Below are 23,762 nucleotides of genomic sequence, written 5' to 3' on the forward strand. Positions count from 1 at the left end.
CCCATCGAGGGGGCCGCCACGGCTGGCTGTCGCCGAAGCCGCCTCAGGCGGCGCGACGGGTGGTCAGCATGTCATGCACCATCTGATCGGCCACGGCCGAGGGCAGCTGGTCCGTGTCGCGCGCGCGGGTCAGCATCTGATCGACGCGGCCGGCGATGGCGGTCAGGCGATCCAAGCGCCAGGCGTCGGGCTTGCCGTGGATCTCGCTTGCGACGCTGATGATGCCGCCGGCGTTCACGACATAGTCGGGCAGATAGGTGATGCCGCGTTCGGCCATGATGTCCGCCACGCCGTCATCGGCCAGCTGGTTGTTCGCGGCGCCGCAGACCAGCGTCGCGGTCAGCGCCGCGGCGGTGTCCTGCGTCAGCACGCCGCCCAGGGCGCAGGGAGCCAGGATGTCCATCTGCTGATCGAAGACCGCGTCGGGCGCACACAGGGTCGCGCCAAGGCGCGTCGCGGCGTCGTCCAGCGCCGCCTGATGGATGTCGGTCACCATCAGCCGTGCCCCCGCGGCGGCCAGCTTTTCGGCCAGCGACAGGCCGACATGGCCCAGCCCCTGCACCAGCACCCGCCGCCCGGTCAGATCGTCCGTGCCGAACGCATGGCGCGCGCCCACGCGCAGGCAGCGGAACACGCCCTCGGCGGTCCAGGGCGAGGGGTCGCCCGAGGCGCCGGACAGGCCCACGGCAAAGCGCGTCGCCTCGGCCGCATGGGCCATGTCCGCCGGAGAGATGCCGACATCCTCGGCCGTCCAGTAGGTGCCGCCAAGCGCGTCGACGGCCTCGCCGAAGGCGCGCATCATCGCCGGGGTCTTGTCGGTGCGCGCGTCGCCGATGATGACCGCCTTGCCGCCGCCCAGGCCCAGGTCGGCCATCGCGTTCTTGTATGTCATGCCGCGGGCCAGACGCGTCACGTCATGGATCGCGGCATCGTCGTCGGCATAGGCCCACATGCGGCACCCGCCCGCGGCAGGGCCGAGCGTGGTCGAATGCAGGCAGATCAGCGCGCGCAGCCCGGCCTGCGGGTCCTGTGCCAGAACCAGACGTTCGAACCCCTGGGGTGCGGTCAGATCGGTAAGTGTCAGTGCCATCTGCAAGCCTTCCTGTGGCAGGCGCGCGGGCCGTCCCGCGCAGGGATCAGCCCAGAAACCGCCAGCGCGGACGCATTGCAAGCGCAGGATCATTCGCAAAGCCCGGACCGCCCGCCGCGCAACTTGCGGCAAGGGCGGGGTGCGCGCCGGCAAGATCGCGTCGCGCGCCGGCAACGAAAAAGGGCGGCCCCATGGCCGCCCCTTTCCGGTGATTCGCCCTGATCTGATCAGAACGGGATCTCGTCGTCGTAATCGGCGCGTCCGCCGCCCTGGCCGCCGCCGCCGCCGCGCGACGACGATCCGCCGCCCTGGTTATAGTCGTCATAGCCGCCGCTGTCGCGACCACCGCCGCCCATGCCGCCACCACCCATGCCGCCGCCACCGCCGCTGGCGCCGTCCAGCATGGTCAGCGTGCCGCCGATGCCGCGCAGGACGATCTCGGTCGAGTAGCGGTCCTGGCCGGACTGGTCCTGCCACTTGCGGGTTTCCAGCTGGCCCTCGACATAGACCTTGCTGCCCTTCTTCAGATAGCGTTCGACGACGCCCACCAGGCCCTCGTTGAAGATGGCGACGGTGTGCCACTCGGTGCGCTCCTTGCGTTCTCCGGTGGTGCGGTCCTTCCAGTTCTCGGAGGTGGCGATGCGCAGGTTCGCGACCTTGCCGCCGTTCTGAAAGCTGCGGATTTCCGGGTCGCGGCCAAGATTGCCGACCAGAATGACCTTGTTGACGCTGCCTGCCATGATCAGGATCCTTGGATTATGTGCCTTTGCGTCGGGTCTAGCCCAGCCCGCCGGGTGAAGCCAAGCAGGAAGTCGCGTAGCGCCAAGGCCCGACTGGCAGCATGACCGATTTCGTGTATAGTCCGGGACAAAAGCGGCGACAGGCCGGTGCGACAAGGACGAGGGCGGAGATCATGCGGCTAGGCCATACCCTGAAGGCAACCTTCTGTGCAGCGGTGATCGCAAGCCTTGCACTGCCTGCCGACGCGCAGGGCCTGCGCCTGTCGGGCGCCTCCTCCAAGTCGCGCGCCGAACAGTTCGCGCGCCAGACCCGGCTGATGGATTCGCGCCTGTCGACCCAGTACCAGTCCTCCGCCCGGCTGCAGCCGAATGCGGGCCGCCAGGAGGTGCTGCTGGAAACGGCGCCGAACATTCCCCGCTATACGGGCCGGCGCAGCGAATACCTGCCCCATGCGCGTCAGGCGGCGCAGCGTCACGGCATTCCCGAGGACCTGTTCCTGCGGCTGGTCCAGCAGGAGTCGGGCTGGAACCCGAACGCGCGCAGCCACAAGGGCGCGATGGGCCTGGCGCAGCTGATGCCGGGAACGGCCGCCAAGCTGGGCGTGAACCCCAACGATCCGGTACAGAACCTGAACGGCGGGGCGCGCTATCTGCGGATGATGTACAACCAGTTCGGCAACTGGACGCTGGCGCTGGCCGCTTATAACGCGGGGCCCGGCGCGGTGCAGAAGCACGGCGGCATCCCGCCCTATCGCGAGACGCGGAACTATGTCCGCATCATCGCGGGCGGCTGATCCTCAGCCGCTGAGGCCGGTCCGCTTCAGCAGGCCCTTGCGCTTGGCCTCGTAGTAATAGCCGCGCGAATACCACATGACGGCACGGTCGGGGTCGCCCTCGGCCACCATCCAGGCGCCGCGCAGGTACTTCACGCCATAGCGTAGGTTCGTGTCGGCATCCAGCAGACCACGATCCGGCCCACGATAGCCCATCGTGCGCGCCGTCTGCGGCGCGATCTGCATCAGCCCGTGATAGGGGCCGTTCCGCATGTCGGGACGGTGGCTGGATTCGCGCAGGATCACCCGTTGGACCAGCGAACTGGGCACGTCGTAATGGCGTGCCCAGAAGTTGATGCGCTGGCGCAGATAGGGCGTCTCGTTCGGGTAGAGGCCCGAACCGCCGATCCGCCGGTTGCTGCCGGACCGGACCCCGCCACCGCCGCACGCGGCCAGCGCCAGGATCGAGATCAGCAGCCCGCGCCGACCCAGATGGGCCGCAGGCCGCGGGGGCAGGGCCCCCGCCACCATACCCGCGTCAGGCATGAATGGCGCCGCCGCCACAGGCCAGCGCCGCCTCGCGCACGGCTTCCGACACGGTCGGATGCGCGTGGCAGGTCAGGGCCAGATCCTCTGCCGAGGCGCCGAATTCCATCGCCACGCAGACCTCGTGGATCAGGTCGCCCGCCGATGGGCCGATGATGTGGCAGCCCAGGATGCGGTCGGTCTCGGCGTCGGCGATCAGCTTGACGAAGCCCTCGCCCAGGAACTGCGCCTTGGCGCGGGCATTGCCCATGAAGGGGAACTTGCCGATCTTGACCTTGCGCCCGCCTTCCTTGGCCTGCTCCTCGGTCAGGCCGACATTGGCGACCTCGGGGGTGGTGTAGATCACGCCGGGGATGACGCCATAGTTCACATGGCCATGCTTGCCCGCGATGACCTCGGCCACCGCCATGCCCTCGTCCTCGGCCTTGTGGGCCAGCATCGGGCCGGGTACCGCGTCGCCGATGGCATAGACGCCCTTGATGCTGGTCGCCCAGTGGTCGTCGACCTTGACGAAGCCGCGATCGGTCATGGTCACGCCAAGCGCGTCGAGGCCCAGGCCCTCCACATGCGGACGGCGGCCCGTGGCGACCAGGACCACGTCGGCGGTCAGGCTATGGGTGCTGTCATCCTTTTTCAGCGCATAGGTAACGGTGGCCTGGCCGTCCTTGGCCTCGGCCGACTGCACGGCGGCGCCCATGACGAAGGACAGGCCCTGCTTTGACAGCATCTTCTGGAACTGTTTCTGCACCTCGCCGTCCATGCCGGGGGTGATGACGTCCAGGTATTCGACCACCGTCACCTCGGCGCCGAGGCGGGCATAGACCGAACCCAATTCCAGACCGATGACGCCTGCGCCAATCACGACCATGGATTTCGGGATCTTGGGCAGGGCCAGCGCGCCGGTGGAATCGACGATCACGCCCGCGTCGTTGTCGACCGTCACGCCCTTCAGCGCGGCGGGGGACGATCCGGTGGCGATGACGATGTTCTTCGTCTCGTGGACGGTGTCGCCGACCTTGACCTTGCCAGCTTCGGGGATCGAGGCCCAGCCCTTGATCCAGTCTATCTTGTTCTTCTTGAACAGGAATTCGATGCCCTTGGTGTTCCCCTGGACCGTGTCGGCCTTGTAGGACTGCATCTTGGTCCAGTCGACGTCGACATGGGCGTTCATGAGGCCCATCTTCTCGAAGTTCTCATGCGCCTCGTGCAGCATGTGGCTGGCATGCAGCAGGGCCTTGGAGGGGATGCAGCCGACGTTCAGGCAGGTTCCGCCAAGAGCCTCGCGGCCCTCGACCACGCCGACCTTCAGGCCCAGCTGCGCCGCGCGGATGGCGCAGACATAGCCGCCGGGGCCGGCGCCGATCACGATGAGATCATACATGGCAGTTCCTTTTGTCAGACCGCGGCCGGGGGCTTCGCGCCCCCGGGCCCCGCGGGGTATTTTTACAAACAAGAAATCAGGGCAATGAGAATCATCAGCACCGTCGCCGCAAAGCCGACGACCCAGATGATCGAGCGGCCCGGCACCCAGCCCCGCACATAGGCGGGAATATAGAGGATGCGCGCGGCCACATAGGTCCAGGCGCAGATCGCGGTCAGCGTGCCGGATGCGTCTCCAAGCGTGACCACGACCACCGCCAGGGTGAACATGATCAGGCCTTCGAAATGGTTGTTGAAGGCACGTTGCAGGCGGCCAGCCGTCCCGGTCAACTCGACCTTGCCGCCGTCGCGCGGGCTCATGGCGGCGCGGCGGCCGACCTGGCGCTGCGCCATCACGGAATAGGTCGCGAATTGCGCGGTCTGGATCAGGCCGGCGACGGCCAGGGCGGCGACCTCGGGGGGCATCAGACGGTTTCCACGAAATGCGCGTCGGTGGCGGTGACGCCGGCCTGGGCCGCGAAGACCGCCGCCGCGCCGTCCAGGTAATCGCGGGCGGCCTTTGGGTTGCCGACCTGGAACAGCCCCCAGGAATGACCGTCATCCTCGCGCCACAGTTGCAGCAGCGTCAGGCCGTTGCGGCCCCGATCCTCGGCATCGGCGTCGAAGGCCGTGCGGAACGTGGCAGGGTCGGCATGGGTGTAGCGGACGATCAGTTGCATGGGTCAGGCTCCGGTTCGTGACGCCCCAGCTTTGGTCCTGCGCCGGCGGCAGCGCAAGCCCGTGGTGCGAGAGGGGCCCCGAAGGGCCCCCGGCGGGATCACAGATCCATCAGCAGGCGGCGCGGATCTTCCAGCGCTTCCTTGACGCGGACCAGGAAGGTCACCGCGCCCTTGCCGTCGACGATCCGGTGGTCATAGGACAGCGCCAGATACATCATGGGGCGGATGACGATCTGACCGCCGACGACCACGGGACGCTCCTGGATCTTGTGCATGCCCAAGATGCCCGACTGCGGGGGGTTCAGGATCGGCGACGACATCAGCGAGCCGTAGACGCCACCGTTCGAGATGGTGAAGGTGCCGCCCTGCATCTCGGCCATGGACAGCTTGCCGTCGCGGCCCTTCAGGCCCAGCTCGCCGATCTCCTTCTCGATCGCGGCAAAGCCCTTCTGGTCGGCGTCGCGCACGACCGGCACGACCAGGCCCGACGGCGTGCCCACCGCGACGCCCATGTTGACGTAGTTCTTGTAGACCACGTCGGTGCCGTCGATCTCGGCATTGACCTCTGGGACCTCCTTCAGCGCGTGGCAGCAGGCCTTCACGAAGAAGGACATGAAGCCCAGCTTGACCTTGTGCTTCTTCTCGAAGGCGTCCTTGTACTCGTTGCGCAGGCCCATGATCGCGGACATGTCGACCTCGTTATAGGTCGTCAGCATCGCAGCGGTGTTCTGCGCGTCCTTCAGGCGGCGGGCGATGGTCTGGCGCAGGCGGGTCATCTTGACCCGCTCCTCACGCGCGGCATCCTCGGCCGGGCGGGGGGCGGCGGGGGCCTTCGCGGCGGGCGAGGGGGCCGCCTTGGCCTTGGCCACGTCCTCCTTCATCACGCGGCCGTCGCGGCCCGAACCCTGGACCTGGTCGCGGGTGACGCCCTTCTCAGCCATGGCTTTCTTGGCCGAGGGTGCATCCTCGACGTCGCGCGGCTTGGTCTCCTCGGGGCCGGCATTCGGCAGGACGGTCTCTTGCGCATCCGACGCCTTGGGCGCGGCGGTGCCGGCGGCACCCTCGGTGATGATCGCCAAGCGCGCCTTGGCGTCGACGGTCGCGCCTTCCTCGGCCAGGATCTCGGCCAGGACACCCGCGGCGGGGGCCGGGACCTCGACCGAGACCTTGTCGGTCTCCAGCTCGCACAGCATCTCGTCGGCCTCGACGCGGTCGCCCGGCTTCTTGAACCAGGTGGCGACGGTCGCCTCGGTCACGCTTTCGCCCAGGGACGGGACCATCACGTCCACGGAATTGCCGCTCATTGTCTTCTGTTCCTCGGTCTTTTCGGCCGGTGCTTCGGCCTTGGCAGGTTTCGGGGCGGGGGCGGCGGCTTCGCCACCCTCGCTGATCTGGGCCAGCAGCGCGTCGGGCCCGACCGTCTCGCCTTCGGCGGCGACGATCTCGGCCAGGGTGCCGGCGGCGGGGCTGGGCACCTCGACGGTGACCTTGTCGGTCTCCAGCTCGCACAGCATCTCGTCGACCTCGACGCGGTCTCCGGGCTTCTTGAACCAGGTGGCGATGGTGGCCTCGGTGACGGATTCGCCCAAGGCGGGCACGCGGACTTCGGTGGTCATCGGATCATCCTTCAAGGTTCAGGGCGTTGGCGACCAGCGCCTCTTGTTCGGCCTTGTGGCGCGATGCCAGGCCCGTGGCGACCGAGGCCGCGGCGTTCCGGCCCGCATAGCGCGCGCGGGTGTGCTTGGCGCCAAGCCGCTCCAGCACCCATTCCAGATAGGGCTCGACGAAGCTCCAGCCGCCCTGGTTCTTGGGCTCTTCCTGGCACCACACGACCTCGGCCTGCTTGAAGCGGCCCAGTTCCTTGACCATCGACTGTGCCGGGAACGGATAGAACTGCTCCAGGCGCAGCAGGTAGGTGTCGGTGATGCCGGCCTCGTCGCGCGCCTTCAGCAGGTCGTAATAGACCTTGCCCGAACACACCACGACGCGCTTGATCTGGTCGTCGGCCACCAGCTTGGTGTCCGAACGGCCGCGCTGCGCGTCGTCCCACAGCACGCGGTGGAAGGTCGAACCCGACTGGAACTCTTCGGCGCGGCTGATGGCCAGCGGGTGGCGCAGCAGCGATTTCGGCGTCATCAGGACCAGCGGCTTGCGGAAGCCGCGGTGGATCTGCCGGCGCAGGATGTGGAAGTAGTTCGCGGGTGTGGTGCAGTTCGCGACGATCCAGTTGTCCTCGGCACATTGCTGCAGGAACCGCTCCAGGCGGGCCGAGCTGTGCTCGGGGCCCTGGCCCTCGAAGCCGTGCGGCAGCAGCATCACCAGGCCGGACATGCGCAGCCATTTCTTCTCGCCCGAGGAGATGAACTGATCGAACATGATCTGCGCACCGTTGGCGAAATCGCCGAACTGTGCCTCCCACAGGGTCAGCGTGTTGGGTTCGGCCAGCGAATAGCCGTATTCGAAACCCAGCACCGCGTATTCCGACAGCATGCTGTCGATGACCTCATAGCGGGCCTGACCCTCGGCGATGTTGTTCAGCGGATAGTAACGGTCCTCGGACTTCTGGTCGATGAAGGCCGAATGCCGCTGGCTGAACGTGCCGCGGGTGCTGTCCTGACCGGACAGGCGCACGCCATGCCCCTCGGTCACCAACGAACCGAAGGCCAGCGCTTCGGCCGTGGCCCAGTCAAAGCCTTCGCCCGTCTCGAACATCTGCTTCTTGGCTTCCAGCAGGCGGCCCACGGTCTTGTGCAGGGTCAGACCATCCGGCGCGTTGGTCAGCGCACGGCCGACCTGGGTCATCACCTCGGGGGTGATGCCGGTCTCGCCTGCGATATAGTCCGTGCCCTCGCGGTTCAGGCCCGACCACTTGCCGTCCAGCCAGTCGGCCTTGTTCGGCTTGTAGTTCTTGCCGATCTCGAACTCTTCGTTCAGGTGCGCCTGGAAGGCGGCCTTCATGTCCTCGATCTCGCCCTCGGGGATCAGCCCGTCGGCGACCAGGCGTTCGGTGTACAGCTGCAGCGTGGTCTTCTGCGCCTTGATCTTGGTGTACATCGCCGGGTTCGTGAACATCGGCTCGTCGCCTTCGTTGTGACCGAAGCGGCGATAGCAGATGATGTCCAGAACGACGTCCTTGCGGAACTTCTGGCGGAACTCGATGGCCACGCGGGCGGCATGGACCACGGCCTCGGGGTCGTCGCCGTTCACGTGGAAGATCGGCGCCTCGACCATCAGCGCGATGTCGGTCGGATAGGGCGAGGTGCGGCTGAACGCCGGCGCGGTGGTAAAGCCGATCTGGTTGTTCACCACGATGTGGATGCAGCCGCCCGTGCGGTGACCGCGGATGCCCGACAGCTGCAGGCATTCGGCCACGACGCCCTGGCCCGCAAAGGCCGCGTCGCCGTGCAGCAGGATCGGCAGGACCGAGCTGCGGTCCGTCAGGTCGCCCAGCTGGTCGCCCTTGGCGCGCGCCTTGCCCAGCACGACCGGGTTCACGGCCTCCAGGTGGCTGGGGTTGGCGGTCAGCGACAGGTGGACATTGTTGCCGTCGAATTCACGGTCGGCGCTGGCGCCCAGGTGGTATTTCACGTCGCCCGAACCGTCCACATCCTCGGGCTTGAAGCTGCCGCCCTGGAACTCGTGGAAGATCGCGCGATAGGGCTTTGACAGCACGTTGGCCAGGACCGACAGGCGGCCGCGGTGCGGCATGCCGAACACGATCTCCTTCACGCCAAGCGCACCGCCGCGCTTGATGATCTGCTCCATCGCGGGGATCAGCGCCTCGCCGCCGTCCAGGCCGAAGCGCTTGGTGCCCATGTACTTGACGTGCAGGAACTTCTCGAAGCCCTCGGCTTCGACCAGCTTGTTCAGGATGGCGCGGCGGCCTTCGCGGGTGAAGGCGATCTCCTTGCCGTAACCCTCGATCCGCTCCTTCAGCCAGGCGGCTTCCTCGGGGTTCGAAATGTGCATGTACTGCAGCGCGAACGTGCCGCAATAGGTACGGGTCATCAGGTCGGTGATCTGGCGGATCGACGCGATCTCCAGGCCCAGGACGTTGTCGATGAAGATCGGACGGTCCATGTCGCCGGGACCGAAGCCGTAGGTCGAGGGCTTCAGCTCGCCATGATCGGGCACTTCGCGCAGGCCCAGGGGGTCCAGCTGCGCGTGCAGGTGTCCGCGGATGCGGAAGGCGCGGATCAACATCAGCGCGCGGATGCTGTCCAGCACGGCCTGACGCATCTGGTCGGTCGACAGCTTCAGGCCCTTTTCCTCGGCCTTGGCGGCGATCTTCTTGATCGCGGCGTCGGCGTCGCCTTTGGACGCGGAGGGCCATTCGCCGGTCAGGGCGCTGGTGGTGTCATCCTGGGGGACCGGCGGCCAGTCGGCGCGCTTCCAGCTTGCACCCTCGGATTCGCGGACGGCCACGTCCTGATCGTCGCCAAGCGAGCGGAAGAAGCTGTCCCAGGCTTCGTCCACCGCGCCTGCGTCCTTGGCCCACTGGCCGTACAACTGTTCCACATAGGCCGCGTTATGGCCCTGCAGGAACGAGGAATCGTGGAAATCGGTGTTCTTTGGCTGGTCGGTCATGGCTGGTCCCCGTTCAGGGCAAATATGGGTTGGATCAGGCGCAGTAGATGTCGAAGATGCGGGCGCCGGGATCGGCGGTCGGGTCAAGCCGGGGCTGCTGCTGGATCCGCAGCGGGGCCCGACGTTCAAGGCCGCACAGCGCGACGGCGGTGCGGCTTTCGGCATTCGGCGGGGCATAGGCGGGGCGATAGATCACCCGCCACCCGAAATCCCGCCGTGAGACGGTGCGCACCGATTCCGGCGGCAGGCCGCTGGCCTGGTGCAGATTGGTGCGCGCCGGGATGCCGCCGGGCAGGATGTCGTTGGTCATCCTGTCCCCGCAGCCCGCAAGGCCCAGCAGCGCCACAAGCGACAGCCACCGGCCCGCGCGGGGTGCGGATGCTGTCATGTCGTGATGGCCTGCCTGCTGGTCCACGGTCTTTCCCTTTGCGTCAATCCGCCCCCCAACAGGTGGGTACCGGGGGGCGGACTGTCAAATCATCAACCCTTGATCGCCTTCAGCACGGCCTCGCCCAGGCCCGCGGGGCTGTCGGCGACGATGATGCCGGCCTTCTTCATGGCTTCGATCTTGGATTCCGCGTCGCCCTTGCCGCCCGACACGATCGCGCCGGCATGGCCCATGCGACGGCCCGGAGGCGCGGTGCGGCCCGCGATGAAGCCCGCGGTGGGCTTCCACTTGCCCTTGCGCTTCTGCTCGGCCAGGAACTCGGCGGCCTCTTCCTCGGCCGATCCGCCGATCTCGCCGATCATGATGATCGACTCGGTCTCGGGGTCGTCCAAGAACATCTGCAGCACGTCGATATGCTCCATGCCCTTGATCGGGTCGCCGCCGATGCCGACCGCCGAGGACTGGCCCAGGCCCACGTCCGAGGTCTGCTTGACCGCCTCATAGGTCAGGGTGCCCGAACGCGACACGACGCCCACCGACCCGCGGCGGAAGATGCTGCCCGGCATGATGCCGATCTTGCATTCGTCGGGGGTCATGATGCCGGGGCAGTTCGGCCCGATCAGGCGCGACTGCGATCCGGCCAGCGCGCGCTTGACGCGCATCATGTCTAGCACCGGGATGCCTTCGGTGATGCAGACGATCAGCGGGATCTGCGCGTCGATGGCTTCCAGGATCGAATCCGCCGCGAACGGGGGCGGGACATAGATCACGGACGCATTGGCGCCGGTCTTGGCCACGGCCTCGTGGACCGAGTTGAAGACGGGCATGCCCAGGTGATCCGTGCCGCCCTTGCCCGGCGTCACGCCACCGACCATCTGCGTGCCATAGGCGATCGCCTGTTCGGTGTGGAAGGTGCCCTGGGATCCGGTGATCCCCTGGCAGATGACTTTGGTATTCTTGTCGACGAGAACGGCCATCATGGCCTCCTTGCGTAAGCGGCGCCAGACGCACCGCGATGTTCCAGAGGAGGACGCGCGTGACCCGCGCGCCCGGATGGATCAGCCCTTGACCGCTTTCACGATCTTCTCGGCGCCGTCCTTGAGGTCGTCGGCGGCGATCACGTTCAGGCCGCTGTTGGCAATGATCTCCTTGCCCAGCTCGACGTTCGTGCCTTCCAGGCGGACGACCAGCGGGACCTGCAGACCGACTTCCTTCACGGCGGCGATGATGCCCTCCGCGATGATGTCGCAGCGCATGATGCCGCCGAAGATGTTGACCAGGATGCCTTTGACGTTCGGGTCGCTGGTGATGATCTTGAACGCCTCGGTGACCTTCTCGGTCGTGGCGCCGCCGCCGACGTCCAGGAAGTTGGCGGGCTCGGCGCCGAACAGCTTGATGATGTCCATCGTGGCCATCGCCAGGCCTGCGCCGTTCACCATGCAGCCGATCTCGCCGTCCAGCGCGATGTAGTTCAGGTCGAACTTGGAGGCGGCCAGCTCCTTGCTGTCCTCCTCGGTCTCGTCGCGCAGCGCCATGATGTCGGGCTGGCGATAGAGCGCGTTGTTGTCAAAGCCCATCTTGGCGTCCAGGCACTTGATCTGGCCTTCGGGCGTGACGATCAGCGGGTTGATCTCCAGCATCTCCATGTCCTTCTCGATGAACATGCGATACAGGTTCTTAACCAGGGCCACGCACTGCTTGACCTGCTGGCCTTCCAGGCCCAGGGCAAAGGCCACGCGGCGGCCATGGAAATCCGACAGGCCCGACGCCGGATCGACGCTGAAGCTGACGATCTTCTCGGGGGTGTGCTCGGCCACTTCCTCGATGTCCATGCCGCCCTCGGTCGAGGCGACGAAGCTGACGCGCGAGGTCTGGCGGTCCACCAGCAGGGCCAGGTACAGCTCGCGCGCGATGTCGCTGCCGTCCTCGATATAGATGCGGTTGACCTGCTTGCCGGCCGGTCCGGTCTGGTGCGTGACCAGCGTGCGGCCCAGCATCTGGCGGGTCAGCTCCTCGGCTTCCTCGACCGACTTGGCCAGGCGGACGCCGCCCTTCTCACCGGCCGCAGCCTCGGTGAAATGGCCCTTGCCACGGCCACCGGCGTGGATCTGCGCCTTGACGACCCACAGCGGACCGTCCATCTCGCTGGCGCAAGTCTTGGCCTCGTCGGCCTTCATCACGATGCGGCCTTCGCTGACGGGCGCGCCGTATTGACGCAGCAGCGCCTTGGCCTGGTATTCGTGGATGTTCATCTCGACCCCCTCATTCGGTTCGACAGATTTGGGGCCTTGTGCCACGCATGAAGGGCACACAGAAACGAATTCCCCGTAAAATGCCGAAAACCGGCGGGAAGCCGCCGAATGTGATCACAGCCAGATTTGCCGTGATCACAAACATCCGCGCCGATAGCGCAAGCAGGTTGATTCGCGCGCCGCGGTCAGTTCAGCAGCAGCATGTAAAGCCCCGCCCGGCCCTGAAAGCCGTTCAGGAACCGGTCCCAGTTGTCGCGCCCGACGGTCAGGCCGGGGCGGGCATAGGGCAGGGCGGCGGTGCCCTGGACCCAGTCCGCCACATCGACCGGGCGTGGATCGTCCAGCCACATCGCCAGGTCGACCCCATGTCCGGGGGCAAAGCGCCAGAAGGGGATCAGCATCCGGCCGGTCAGTACCTGGTCGACCTCGTCCAGGATCGCCAGCCACATCGACCCCGTCTCAGGCGGCAGGACAAAGCCAAGCGCCGCCTGCTGGGCATCGTTGGGAATCCATTCGCGGTCGTCGTCGGTCTCCTGCGCGACCTCGGTCCAGAAGACGCGGTTGGCGGCGACCATCGCCCGCAGATGATCCCCCGCGGCGCGGGTCAGCGCAGGGTCGGGCTGGCGGCGCAGCGTCTGGATCACCACCGCCACCCTGTCCACCATCGGGCCGAAGGCGCGGGCCTGCATGTCGAAATTGGGTGCGCGGGCCATCTGGCCGGGCGGTTGGGCAAACTGTTCGGCCAGCGCCGCATCCAGCGCGATCCGCTGCGCCAGCGCGGGTTCGGGATCGAAGGCCAGGATCAGCGTCGCCACCCCGTCGATCAGATGCGTATAGGCACGCAGCCAATGGATGTCGACGGCGTCGAACCGCACCACAGCCGGGCCTTCGGGCAAAGGCAGACCCGACAGCGCCGCCAGATCCTCGGCCGGGTTCCGCGTGCCGTCGCCGTCGACGTCCAGCCACAGGTCGCGCAGGTCCAAGGTCAGCGTCGCCGGGCCGTCGGGCAGGGCGTCGCGGGTGTCCCGCATGGCCTGCGACAGGTCGCGCATCATCGCGGTGACGAAATCGGCCGTCATCGGTTGCGGATCGGGGTTCGGCGGCAGCGTCGCCCCTAGCAGCGGCAGGGGCACCAGCGGGTCCGTCGCACCGATCCGGTGGCGGGCCTGGAACGCGGCCTCGACCCCGCCCAGGAACCGTGTCGCGGCGATGGCCAGGTCGCGGTCGGCCGAGGGCGCCTGCGCCAGCAGCTGCGTCCGTGCGCCCGACAGGCCCCGTTCCGCGATCAGGGCCGACGTCTCCTGCGCCAGGGCGGGCGTGGCAAGCAGCGACAGGACGGCAAGAAGACAGCGCATGGCACACCTGGAACGGGAAACGACGCGCCGATCATGGCGCGCCGTTCCGGGATTTCGCAAGCGAAGATCAGGCCAGCGAGGAATCGATGCCCTTGCAGGCCTCGACCAGACCCTTCACGGCCTCGATCGACTTGTCCATCATCGCCTGTTCGTCGCGGTCCAGCTTGATGTCGATGATCTTTTCCACGCCGCCGGCGCCGATCACGGTCGGCACGCCGACATACATGCCCTTCAGGCCATAGGCACCGTCCACATGCGCCGCGCAGGGCAGGACGCGCTTCTGGTCCTTCAGGTACGCCTCGGCCATCTCGATGGCGCTGGTCGCGGGGGCATAGAACGCGCTGCCGGTCTTCAGCAGGCCCACGATCTCGGCGCCGCCGTCGCGGGTGCGCTGGACGATGCCGTCCAGTTTCTCCTGCGTAGTCCAGCCCATCTTGACCAGGTCGGGCAGCGGGATGCCCGCCACGGTGGAGTATCGGGTCAGCGGCACCATCGTGTCGCCATGGCCGCCCAGCACGAAGGCCGTCACGTCACGCATCGACACGTTGAACTCCAGCGACAGGAAGTGCCGGAAGCGCGCCGAATCCAACACGCCGGCCATGCCGCAGACCTTGTTGTGGGGCAGGCCGCTGAACTCGCGCAGCGCCCAGACCATCGCGTCCAGCGGGTTGGTGATGCAGATCACGAAGGCGTCGGGGGCGTGCTTGGCGATGCCCTCGCCCACGGATTTCATGACCTTGAGGTTGATGCCCAAGAGGTCGTCGCGGCTCATGCCCGGCTTGCGCGGAACGCCCGCGGTCACGATGCAGACGTCGGCGCCGGCGATGTCGGCGTAATCGTTGGCGCCCTTCATGCGGGCGTCGAATCCCTCGGACGGGCCCGATTGCGCGATGTCCAGCGCCTTGCCCTGCGGCGTGCCTTCCGAGATGTCGAACAGGACGACGTCGCCCAGTTCCTTCATCGCGGCCAGATGCGCCAGCGTGCCGCCGATCTGCCCCGCACCGATCAGTGCGATTTTGGGTCGGGCCATGGATAACCTCCGATTGGGTGGTGAAAAGTTGCGGCAGGGGTAAGCGGTCGCGCAAGGAATCGCAAGACGGTCCCACGGCCGGGTGGCATGGTTGTGCTAACACTTGTCTTCATCCCCGCCACGGGCCACAGATTGCACGTCGTGCAGGGAGAGGCCCATGCTGGAATTGTCGGGCGCGGGCTGGGCGCTGGCCGTGATCGCGGCGATCGCCGTGGGCCTGTCCAAGGGCGGGCTGGCGATGGTGGGCATCATCAGCGTGCCCCTGATGTCGCTGGTGATGTCGCCGGTGCAGGCGGCGGGGCTGCTGCTGCCGATCTACGTGGTGTCCGACGTGGGCGGGCTGATCGCGTTCCGCCGCAACCTGGACCGGCGCGTGCTGCTGCTGGCGCTGCCCGGGGCGATGGCGGGAATCGCGGTGGGCTGGGCGACGGCCAGCGTCGTGCCGGTGCGGGGCGTCACGCTGATCGTGGCGGTCATCGGGTTGGGATTCGCGCTGAACGCGCTGATCCGACCGGCACTGGACGCCGTGCCCCGGCCCGCGCGGGGCAGGGCGGCCACCATCTGGGGCGGGCTTGCGGGTTACACCAGCTTCGTCAGCCATGCGGGCGCGCCGCTGTGGCAGGTCTATGCCCAGCCCCTGCGTCTGTCGCCGCTGATCTATGCGGGCACGACGACCTGGTTCTTTGCCATCGGCAACTGGGTCAAGCTGATCCCCTATGCCGCGCTCGGTCAACTGTCGCCTGCGAACCTTGCCACGGCGGCGGTGCTGATGCCGGTGTCGCTGGCGGCGGTCTGGGTAGGGCTGCGGCTGGTGCGGATCATTCCGCCCGCACTGTTCTATCGGCTGATCACCTGGGGCCTTCTGGCGGTGTCGCTGCGGCTGATCTGGCAGGGGCTGGCGGGCTGATCGCCGCAGTGCGGCATTTTCCGCTTGCCATATATGGCGCAACGCGGCACCAAGGCGCAACATTGTTGCCCGGAGGTTTCTCATGGCTCGTCCCTACCGCTCGGTTCTGTATATTCCCGCCGCCAATGCCCGTGCGATGGAAAAGGCCCGCGGCCTTGCCGCCGACGCGATCATCTTTGACCTCGAGGATGCCGTGGCCCCCGATGCCAAGGCCACCGCGCGCGATGCGCTGGCCCAGGCCCTGACCCAGGATTACGGCCCCCGCGCGCGGATCGTGCGCATCAATGCGCTGTCCACGGCATGGGGCGCGGACGACGCCCGCGCCTGCGCGGGGCTGGACATCGATGCGGTGCTGGTCCCCAAGGTGGACGGCCAGGACGATCTGGACCGCGTGGCCGCGCTGATCCCCGACACGCCGCTCTGGGCGATGATGGAGACGCCCCTGGGCATGCTGAACGCCGCCGGCATCGCGGCGCATCCGCGGCTGGCGGGGATGGTGATGGGCACGAACGACCTGGCCAAGGATCTGGGCAGCCGCTTTCGCGCCGACCGCCTGCCGATGATGGCGGGGCTGGGCCTGTGCCTGCTGGCCGCCAAGGCGGAGGGGGTCGTGATCGTGGACGGCGTCTTCAACGCCTTCAAGGACGAGGACGGCCTGCGTGCCGAATGCGAGCAGGGCCGTGACATGGGGTTCGACGGCAAGACCCTGATCCACCCCGCCCAGCTGGAGATCGCCAACGCCGCCTTCGCGCCCACCGAGGCGGAGGTCGCCCTGGCCCGCCGCCAGATCGAGGCCTTTGATGCAGCCACCGCGCAGGGGCAGGGTGTGGCCGTCGTCGATGGCCGCATCGTCGAGAACCTGCACGTCGCCACCGCGCGCCAGACGCTGGACCGTGCACAGGCGATTGCGGCCATGGCGCAATAAGGGCAGTCTGCGCGCCACAAGCTCCAGCAAGAGGAAAGCCAGATGCTGATCCTGATCCTAGGCGTGGCCCTGTGGTGGGCGGCGCATCTCTACAAGCGGGTGGCCCCCGCCAGCCGCGCCTCGATGGGCGAGCGGGGCAAGGGCATGGTCACGGGCCTGTTGGTCCTGTCGATCATCCTGATGGTCATCGGCTATCGCGGGGCCGAGGGCGCGTTCTTCTGGGGGCCGAACCCGGCGCTGGTGGGAATCAACAACCTGCTGGTCCTGGTGGCCCTCTATCTGTTCGCGGCCAGCGGCATGAAGACCCGCGTGACCGCGATGACCCGCCATCCGATGCTGTGGGGCTTTGCCCTGTGGGCAGGCGCGCATCTGCTGGTGAACGGCGACACGCCGTCCTTCATCCTGTTCGGAGGCCTCTTGGCCTGGTCCTTCGTCGAGATGGTGGCGATCAACCGCGCCAGCCCCTGGGTCCGCCCGATCGGACCCTTCCCCGCCCGCAAGGAGGCGATGGCCGCCGTCGGCGCCGTCATCGTCATGATCGTGATCGGCCTGATCCACGGCTGGATCGGCCCCTGGCCCTTCGGAGGAGCCTGACATGCCCCTGATCTATCGCTGCATCACCGACGACGACACGTCCAAGTTCTGCCACCGCGTCAGCGAGGCCCTGTCCAAGGGCTGGTCGTTGCACGGCGGCCCGTCCATGGCCCATGACCCGATCAAGGGCGTGATGCGCATGGGGCAGGCCGTCACCAAGGAGATCGAGGCCGAATACCACCCCGACATGAAGCTGGGACAGCAATGACCAAGACCAATCCCGGCCGGTTCTTCGAGGATTACACCGTCGACCAGACCATCCGCCACGCCGTGCCCCGCACCGTGGCGGAAGGCGAACGGGCGCTGTACCACGCGCTGTATCCGGCGCGGCATGCGCTGTATTCGTCGGACGAATTCGCGATCACCTGTGGTCTGGACGGCAGCCCGCTGGACGATCTGCTGGCCTTCCACACGGTCTTTGGCAAGACGGTGCCCGATGTCAGCCTGAACGCGGTGGCCAATCTGGGATACGCCCAGGGGCGCTGGCTGCGGCCGGTCTGGCCCGGCGACACGCTGCGCGCCGAAAGCCAGGTGATCGGCCTGCGGCAGAACTCCAACGGCCAGTCGGGCGTGGTCTGGGTGCGGACCCAGGGCCTGAACCAGGTCGAGGAGGTCGTGCTGGACTATGTCCGGTGGGTCATGGTCCGCAAGCGCGACCCCCAGTCCCCCGCGCCCGAGGCGGTGGTTCCCGATCTGGCCGACAGCGTCGATCCAGCCGACCTGATCGTGCCGGAAGGGTTGAGCTTTGCCGAATACGACTTTGATCTGGCAGGGGAACCGCACCGGTGGGGCGATTATGCCGTGGGCGAGGTCATCGACCATGTCGACGCCGTCACCATCGAGGAGGCCGAGCACATGCTGGCCACCCGCCTGTGGCAGAACACGGCCAAGGTGCATTTCGACGCCACGCATCGTCCCGACGGGCGGCGGCTGATCTATGGCGGCCATGTCATCAGCCTGGCGCGCGCGCTGTCATTCAACGGGCTGGCCAACGCGCAGATGATCGTGGCGCTGAATGCCGGCGCGCATGCCAATCCATGCTTTGCCGGCGATACGGTGCGCGCCTGGTCCCAGGTGCTGGACCGTGCGCCGACGGATGCGCCGGGCGTCGGCGCGATCCGCCTGCGGCTGGTCGCGACGCGGAACGGCGCACCGGCCGGCATCCTGCGCGACGATCAGGGCAGGTACCTGCCGGACGTGCTGCTGGATCTGGACTATTGGGCGCTGATGCCGGTGTGACGGCGCGTCGAGTCGCAACGTTTCGATGTCCACCGCTAACGGCGGGAAACCTGTGATCACAGCCGCCGTGCCTGTGATCACAAAGCCCCATTTCCGCGTCATTTGCGCGCGCGGGGTGGTATCTGCGGATGACAGATGGCATCTGTAGCGTCAAGAACGGCACCAATCGCCAGCCCGCGCGGCCAGCCCGGTCCCTTCCGGGCCCCTGCGACGGGACAAGCTGAACCGACAAAGGAGGGCCGCCGATGGCCGACGTGAACCGGGGCAACCGGCCCCTTTCCCCCCATCTTCAGGTCTATCGCCTGCCGATCCCCGCGGTCACCTCGATCCTGACGCGCATCACCGGCCACGCACTGTCGGCGGGCATCCTGCTGCTGGTCTGGTGGCTGGTCGCCGCGGTCAGCAGCCCCGGCGCCTTCGCGACGGCCGATTGGGTCCTGCGGTCCTGGCTGGGCTTCCTGATCATGACCGGCTCGACCTGGGCGCTGTGGTTCCACGCGCTGTCGGGCGTGCGCCACCTGTTCTACGACAACGGCCTGGGCCTCGAGATCGACGAGGCCAAGCGCGGCTCCTGGGCCATCATCATCGGTTCGGTCGCGCTGACCGTGCTGAGCCTGATCATCTTCTTCATCGGCTGAGGGCATCATGCGTTACATCACCCCCCGCAAGGCCGCCCAGGGTCTGGGCTCTGCCCGCGCCGGCACCGCGCATCACTGGAACATCACGATGAGCAGCTATGCACTGATCGTGCTGACGCCCTTGTTCCTGATCGCCGTGGGCGGCGCCATCGGCCTGCCCCAGGATCAGGTCGTGGCCCATTTCGGCCGACCCTTTCCCGGCATCATCACTGCGCTGTTCGTCATCGTGGGCATGATCCATTTCATCAAGGGCTCTCAGGGCGGGGCGATCGCGGACTATGTCCACGGCACCGCCCAGCAACTGACGATGGTCGCCATCGCGATCTTTGGCTGGGGCGTGATCGCCGCCGCCATCTTTGCGCTGGCCAAGATGGCCTTCACCCTTCCCGCGATCTGAGGACGACATGGCAGCTTACGAAACAATCGTTCATGACTATGACGTGGTCGTCGTCGGGGCCGGCGGCGCGGGTCTGCGCGCGACGCTCGGCATGGCCGAACAGGGGCTGCGCACGGCCTGCGTGACCAAGGTCTTTCCGACGCGCTCGCACACCGTTGCGGCCCAGGGCGGCATCGCCGCGTCGCTGTCCAACATGGGCCCCGACAGCTGGCAGTGGCACATGTACGACACCGTCAAGGGGTCGGACTGGCTGGGCGACACCGACGCCATGGAATACCTGGCGCGCGAGGCCCCCAAGGCCGTCTACGAGCTGGAGCATTACGGCGTCCCGTTCAGCCGGACCGAGGACGGGCGCATCTATCAGCGCCCCTTCGGCGGTCACACCACCGAATACGGCGAAGGCCCCCCGGTCCAGCGCACCTGCGCCGCGGCCGACCGCACCGGCCACGCCATCCTGCACACCCTGTACGGCCAGTCGCTGAAGAACAACGCGGAGTTCTTCATCGAATATTTCGCGCTGGACCTGATCATCACCGATGGCCGCTGCACCGGCGTCGTCTGCTGGAAGCTGGACGACGGCACGATGCACGTCTTCAACGCCAAGATGGTGGTGCTGGCGACCGGCGGCTACGGCCGTGCCTATTTCAGCGCGACCAGCGCCCATACCTGCACCGGCGACGGCGGCGGCATGGTTGCCCGCGCGGGCCTGCCGCTGCAGGACATGGAATTCGTGCAGTTCCATCCGACCGGCATCTATGGCTCGGGCTGCCTGATCACGGAAGGCGCGCGGGGCGAGGGCGGTTACCTGACGAACTCGGAAGGCGAGCGGTTCATGGAGCGCTATGCGCCCACCTACAAGGACCTGGCCAGCCGCGACGTCGTCAGCCGCTGCATGACGATGGAGATCCGCGAGGGTCGCGGCGTCGGTCCCGACAAGGACCACATCTTCCTGAACCTGATGCACCTGCCGCCGGAGACGCTGGACCTGCGCCTGCCCGGCATCAGCGAAAGCGCCAAGATCTTTGCCGGTGTCGACCTGACCCGCGCGCCGATCCCGGTCCTGCCGACAGTTCACTACAACATGGGTGGAATTCCCACGAACTATTGGGGCGAAGTCCTTGCACCGACGGAAGAAAATCCCGATGCGATCTTCCCCGGCCTGATGGCCGTGGGCGAGGCTGGCTGTGCGTCTGTGCATGGTGCGAACCGTCTTGGGTCGAACAGCCTGATCGACCTGGTGGTGTTCGGCCGCGCCGCCGCGATCCGCGCCGGCGGGGTCGTTGACCGTGCCGGTGCCGTTCCCGCGACCAACAAGGCCGAGGTCGACCGCGCGCTGGACCGTTTCGACGGGCTGCGCCATGCCAACGGCACGATGGCCACCGCGGAGCTGCGCGACCAGATGCAGCGCACGATGCAGCTGGATGCCGCCGTCTTCCGCACCGACAAGACCCTGGCCGAGGGCGTGGTCAAGATGGAGGGCATCGCGGGCAAGATGGATGACATCAAGGTCACCGATCGCGGATTGATCTGGAACACGGACCTGATGGAAACGTTGGAGCTGACCAACCTGATGCCCAACGCCCTGACAACGATCGTCGCGGCCGAGGCCCGCAAGGAGAGCCGCGGCGCCCATGCGCACGAGGATTACCCTGAGCGGGATGACGCCAACTGGCGCAAGCATTCGCTTGCCTGGGTCGATGGGAACAAGGTTAAACTGGCCTACCGCCCCGTCCACCTGGAGCCGTTGACCACGGCCGAGGAAGGCGGGATCGACCTGCAAAAGATCGCTCCGAAGAAAAGGGTTTACTGATGCGCTTCAATCTCATCGCCGCTTTCGGCATTGCCGCCGCCACCCTGGCGGGCTGCGTCGCCCCGGTCCCCATGACCGGCCCCGCCGTGCCGACCGCCCCCGGCGTCGCGCCCGCGCCGACCGTGCTGGACGCGGCGTCGCGCCAGATCGCCCGCAACGTCGTCGACAGCGAAATGCAGCGCCGCCTGCCGGGCGTCAACGTCACGCCCTATACCGACTGCGTGGTCAACAACGCCTCGACCGCCGAGCTGATCGACATCGCGCAGATGTCGCGTTCGGGCGTGACCGGCACCGCCGACAGCGTGGCCGCGATCGTGTCGCGTCCGGCGACGACGCAGTGCATCGCCGCCGCGGCGCGCACGGCGTGATCTGATGATCGCGCGGGCAATCTTCGTGGGTCTGCTGCCTGTGGTGGCGGCCTGCGGTCCGGTCCCGGTGGACCAGGCCGAACGAAGCTGCCTGCGCGACGCCGAAATGGCCGAACGTCCCCGCGGCAGCATCGCGATGGGCGTCGGCTCGGGGTCGGGGGGCACGCGCGGCTTTGGCAGCGTCGAGCTGGAGATCAGCAGCGACTACATCCGCGGCCGCGATCCGTCCGACGTCTTCAACCGCTGCGTCCAGCGCCGGTCGGGCCAGATGCCCGAGCGCGCGCTGGCCGACCAGCCCGGCTGGCGGGGGACGCGGTGAGCCGTCCGCTGTTCCTGCATGTCGGCGTTCAGAAGACCGGCACCACCAGCCTGCAGCGGTTCCTGCGCCGTTCGGCCCCGGCGCTGGCGGACGCGGTCGTGATCCGCACGCCCGAAGAAGGGACGCCGATGCGTCCGCTTGGACGTGCGGCCATCGCATGCAGCCTTGCACCCGACGATGATCACCGCGCCACGCTGGTCGCGGCGTTCGCGACGGTGCTGGACGGTCTGCCAGACGACGACCGCCCGGTGATCCTGTCCCATGAGAATCTGGCCGGCGCGATGCCCGGCAACGGCGGAGAGACCCGTCTGTTCCCGGCGCTGCCCGCGATGCTGGCGACGCTGGTGCAGGTCGCGGCCGATCGCGGCTTTGCCCCGCATGTGGTGGTCTATACCCGTCGGATGACGGCGTGGCTTCCATCGGTCTGGGCGCAGGCCGTGCGCACCGACGGCTATGCCCTGACGCTGCCCGAATTCCGCGCGCAGACATCCGAACTGCCCGGATGGGGCGACCTGCTGCGGCGGTTGAACGGCGCGCTGTCGTCTGTTCCCGTTACCCGGCTGCGGCTTGAGGACGAGGCGGACGCCGATCGTCCCGGCCGCCAGCTGCTGTCGCTGGCGGGCGTCCCTGACGCGCGTTTGGACGCATTGCCGCCGCTGGATTCCCGCGCGATGGAGCGTCTGACGCCCGGCGCCACCGAATTCCTGCGCCGCCTGAACGGGCTGGCGCTGAACCCTCATGCCCGCGACCGGGTGGCCGATCTGGTGGCCCGGTCGCAACCCCTGTTTGCGGCCCATGTGCCGTCCGAAGGCACTCTCTGAAAGGAGCTACCCATGGTCCAGTTCACCCTGCCCAAGAACAGTCAGATCCGCGTCGGCAAGACCTGGCCCAAGCCCGAGGGCGCAACCAACGTCAAGAAGTTCAAGATCTATCGGTGGGACCCCGAGACTGGCGAGAATCCGCGTCTGGACACGTATTTCGTCGATCTGGATAAGTGCGGGCCGATGATGCTGGACGCCCTGATCAAGATCAAGGCAGAGATCGACCCGACCCTGTCCTTCCGCCGGTCCTGCCGCGAGGGGATCTGCGGGTCCTGCGCGATGGTGATCGACGGCGGCAACAAGCTGGCCTGCATCTTCGGCATCGACGAGGTCAAGGGCGACGTGGCGATCTATCCGTTGCCGCACATGCCGGTGGTCAAAGACCTGGTGCCGGACCTGACGCATTTCTATGCACAGCATGCGTCGGTGAACCCCTATCTGCAGACCAAGACGCCGACCCCCGGCAAGGAGTGGAAGCAGTCGATCGAGGACCGTAAGAAGCTGGACGGATTGTACGAGTGCATCCTGTGCGCCTCCTGTTCGACGGCCTGTCCGTCGTACTGGTGGAACGGCGATCGGTACCTGGGGCCGGCCGCGCTGCTGCACGCCTATCGCTGGATCATCGACTCGCGCGACGAGGCCACGGGCGAGCGTTTGGACGAGCTTGAGGATCCCTTCAAGCTGTATCGCTGCCACACGATCATGAACTGCACCAACACCTGCCCCAAGGGGTTGAACCCCGCCAAGGCCATCGCGTCGATCAAGCACATGATGGTGGAACGCGCGGTCTGACTGCGTCCCGCGACGGCGGGCGGGGGCCAACCCCCCGCACCCCCCGCCGAGGGGACGTGCCGTCCCCTCGGGCTCCCCTGCGGCAGGGCGGA

General features: G+C 67.4%; 26 protein-coding genes. 13 read left to right on the forward strand and 13 right to left on the reverse strand.

What is annotated here, in order from left to right; all coding sequences use genetic code 11:
- Positions 1–43: 43 nt before the first annotated feature.
- Both PRL19_RS11420 and ssb read right to left on the reverse strand, forming a co-directional pair.
- Positions 44–1,090, reverse strand: coding sequence for a Leu/Phe/Val dehydrogenase (locus PRL19_RS11420; RefSeq protein ID WP_273743050.1), 1,047 nt, complete (start codon positions 1,088–1,090; stop codon positions 44–46).
- A gap of 227 nt (positions 1,091–1,317) precedes the next feature.
- The gene (ssb, locus tag PRL19_RS11425; protein ID WP_127898262.1) at positions 1,318–1,830 is read right to left on the reverse strand and encodes a single-stranded DNA-binding protein; all 513 of its coding nucleotides are present in this window, start codon (positions 1,828–1,830) and stop codon (positions 1,318–1,320) included.
- Between the two features lie 173 nt (positions 1,831–2,003).
- Between ssb and PRL19_RS11430 the strand changes: the two genes are divergently transcribed.
- Entirely contained in the window at positions 2,004–2,624 is a 621-nt protein-coding gene (locus PRL19_RS11430) for a lytic transglycosylase domain-containing protein (protein ID WP_273743051.1), read from the forward strand.
- A gap of 3 nt (positions 2,625–2,627) precedes the next feature.
- Here PRL19_RS11430 and PRL19_RS11435 read toward each other — a convergent pair whose 3' ends face one another.
- The 11 genes from PRL19_RS11435 to mdh form a co-directional block, all read right to left on the reverse strand.
- Entirely contained in the window at positions 2,628–3,149 is a 522-nt protein-coding gene (locus PRL19_RS11435) for a lytic transglycosylase domain-containing protein (protein ID WP_273743052.1), read from the reverse strand.
- Entirely contained in the window at positions 3,142–4,530 is a 1,389-nt protein-coding gene (gene lpdA / locus PRL19_RS11440; protein ID WP_252930712.1) for a dihydrolipoyl dehydrogenase, read from the reverse strand. The genes PRL19_RS11435 and lpdA overlap by 8 nt, the downstream gene beginning before the upstream one ends.
- Positions 4,531–4,592: 62 nt before the next feature.
- Positions 4,593–4,994 carry an MAPEG family protein gene (locus tag PRL19_RS11445; RefSeq protein WP_273743053.1) on the reverse strand — a complete coding sequence of 134 codons (402 nt, stop codon included), beginning with the start codon at positions 4,992–4,994 and terminating at the stop codon, positions 4,593–4,595.
- The gene (locus PRL19_RS11450; protein ID WP_273743054.1) at positions 4,994–5,248 is read right to left on the reverse strand and encodes a hypothetical protein; all 255 of its coding nucleotides are present in this window, start codon (positions 5,246–5,248) and stop codon (positions 4,994–4,996) included. The genes PRL19_RS11445 and PRL19_RS11450 overlap by 1 nt, the downstream gene beginning before the upstream one ends.
- A 98-nt stretch (positions 5,249–5,346) precedes the next feature.
- Positions 5,347–6,864 (reverse strand): 2-oxoglutarate dehydrogenase complex dihydrolipoyllysine-residue succinyltransferase, encoded by a 1,518-nt coding sequence (gene odhB / locus PRL19_RS11455; RefSeq protein ID WP_273743055.1) that lies wholly within the window; start codon positions 6,862–6,864, stop codon positions 5,347–5,349.
- 4 nt (positions 6,865–6,868) lie between these two features.
- On the reverse strand, positions 6,869–9,835 hold the full coding sequence (locus PRL19_RS11460; protein WP_045999439.1) for a 2-oxoglutarate dehydrogenase E1 component: 2,967 nt from the start codon (positions 9,833–9,835) through the stop codon (positions 6,869–6,871).
- A gap of 34 nt (positions 9,836–9,869) precedes the next feature.
- Entirely contained in the window at positions 9,870–10,250 is a 381-nt protein-coding gene (locus PRL19_RS11465) for a hypothetical protein (RefSeq protein WP_045999438.1), read from the reverse strand.
- A gap of 65 nt (positions 10,251–10,315) precedes the next feature.
- Entirely contained in the window at positions 10,316–11,200 is an 885-nt protein-coding gene (sucD, locus tag PRL19_RS11470; protein ID WP_045999684.1) for a succinate--CoA ligase subunit alpha, read from the reverse strand.
- Between the two features lie 81 nt (positions 11,201–11,281).
- Positions 11,282–12,475 carry an ADP-forming succinate--CoA ligase subunit beta gene (gene sucC / locus PRL19_RS11475; protein ID WP_127898268.1) on the reverse strand — a complete coding sequence of 398 codons (1,194 nt, stop codon included), beginning with the start codon at positions 12,473–12,475 and terminating at the stop codon, positions 11,282–11,284.
- 185 nt (positions 12,476–12,660) lie between these two features.
- Complete coding sequence (locus PRL19_RS11480) at positions 12,661–13,830, reverse strand: hypothetical protein (protein WP_273743056.1); 1,170 nt, start codon at positions 13,828–13,830, stop codon at positions 12,661–12,663.
- Between the two features lie 67 nt (positions 13,831–13,897).
- Positions 13,898–14,860 (reverse strand): malate dehydrogenase, encoded by a 963-nt coding sequence (gene mdh, locus PRL19_RS11485; RefSeq protein ID WP_045999436.1) that lies wholly within the window; start codon positions 14,858–14,860, stop codon positions 13,898–13,900.
- 166 nt (positions 14,861–15,026) lie between these two features.
- Here mdh and PRL19_RS11490 point away from each other — a divergent pair, with 166 nt between their 5' ends.
- From PRL19_RS11490 to PRL19_RS11545, 12 genes are all read left to right on the forward strand, one after another.
- On the forward strand, positions 15,027–15,767 hold the full coding sequence (locus tag PRL19_RS11490) for a sulfite exporter TauE/SafE family protein (RefSeq protein WP_273744503.1): 741 nt from the start codon (positions 15,027–15,029) through the stop codon (positions 15,765–15,767).
- Positions 15,768–15,849: 82 nt separating this feature from the next.
- The gene (locus PRL19_RS11495; protein WP_273743057.1) at positions 15,850–16,692 is read left to right on the forward strand and encodes an HpcH/HpaI aldolase/citrate lyase family protein; all 843 of its coding nucleotides are present in this window, start codon (positions 15,850–15,852) and stop codon (positions 16,690–16,692) included.
- A 42-nt stretch (positions 16,693–16,734) separates the two neighbouring features.
- Positions 16,735–17,286 carry an NnrU family protein gene (locus PRL19_RS11500; protein WP_273743058.1) on the forward strand — a complete coding sequence of 184 codons (552 nt, stop codon included), beginning with the start codon at positions 16,735–16,737 and terminating at the stop codon, positions 17,284–17,286.
- Between the two features lies 1 nt (position 17,287).
- Entirely contained in the window at positions 17,288–17,494 is a 207-nt protein-coding gene (locus PRL19_RS11505) for a DUF1737 domain-containing protein (RefSeq protein ID WP_252930704.1), read from the forward strand.
- Positions 17,491–18,525: a MaoC family dehydratase gene (locus tag PRL19_RS11510; protein WP_273743059.1), complete on the forward strand. Its 1,035-nt coding sequence runs from the start codon at positions 17,491–17,493 to the stop codon at positions 18,523–18,525. Before PRL19_RS11505 ends, PRL19_RS11510 begins: the two co-directional genes overlap by 4 nt.
- Positions 18,526–18,770: 245 nt before the next feature.
- On the forward strand, positions 18,771–19,163 hold the full coding sequence (gene sdhC, locus PRL19_RS11515; protein ID WP_045999430.1) for a succinate dehydrogenase, cytochrome b556 subunit: 393 nt from the start codon (positions 18,771–18,773) through the stop codon (positions 19,161–19,163).
- A gap of 7 nt (positions 19,164–19,170) precedes the next feature.
- Positions 19,171–19,560, forward strand: coding sequence for a succinate dehydrogenase, hydrophobic membrane anchor protein (locus PRL19_RS11520; protein ID WP_045999429.1), 390 nt, complete (start codon positions 19,171–19,173; stop codon positions 19,558–19,560).
- A 7-nt stretch (positions 19,561–19,567) separates the two neighbouring features.
- A complete protein-coding gene (gene sdhA, locus PRL19_RS11525; protein WP_273743060.1) occupies positions 19,568–21,370 on the forward strand; it encodes a succinate dehydrogenase flavoprotein subunit in 1,803 nt (600 codons plus the stop codon).
- Positions 21,370–21,738, forward strand: coding sequence for a hypothetical protein (locus PRL19_RS11530; protein WP_052715122.1), 369 nt, complete (start codon positions 21,370–21,372; stop codon positions 21,736–21,738). The genes sdhA and PRL19_RS11530 overlap by 1 nt, the downstream gene beginning before the upstream one ends.
- A gap of 4 nt (positions 21,739–21,742) precedes the next feature.
- Positions 21,743–22,057, forward strand: a complete 315-nt coding sequence (locus PRL19_RS11535; RefSeq protein WP_194885350.1) for a hypothetical protein — start codon at positions 21,743–21,745, stop codon at positions 22,055–22,057.
- Complete coding sequence (locus PRL19_RS11540) at positions 22,054–22,878, forward strand: hypothetical protein (protein WP_273743061.1); 825 nt, start codon at positions 22,054–22,056, stop codon at positions 22,876–22,878. The genes PRL19_RS11535 and PRL19_RS11540 overlap by 4 nt, the downstream gene beginning before the upstream one ends.
- A gap of 12 nt (positions 22,879–22,890) precedes the next feature.
- Positions 22,891–23,670: a succinate dehydrogenase iron-sulfur subunit gene (locus tag PRL19_RS11545; protein ID WP_045999425.1), complete on the forward strand. Its 780-nt coding sequence runs from the start codon at positions 22,891–22,893 to the stop codon at positions 23,668–23,670.
- Positions 23,671–23,762: the final 92 nt, after the last annotated feature.

Origin of the sequence: Paracoccus marcusii (genome assembly GCF_028621715.1) — a bacterium.
GTDB lineage: Bacteria > Pseudomonadota > Alphaproteobacteria > Rhodobacterales > Rhodobacteraceae > Paracoccus > Paracoccus marcusii.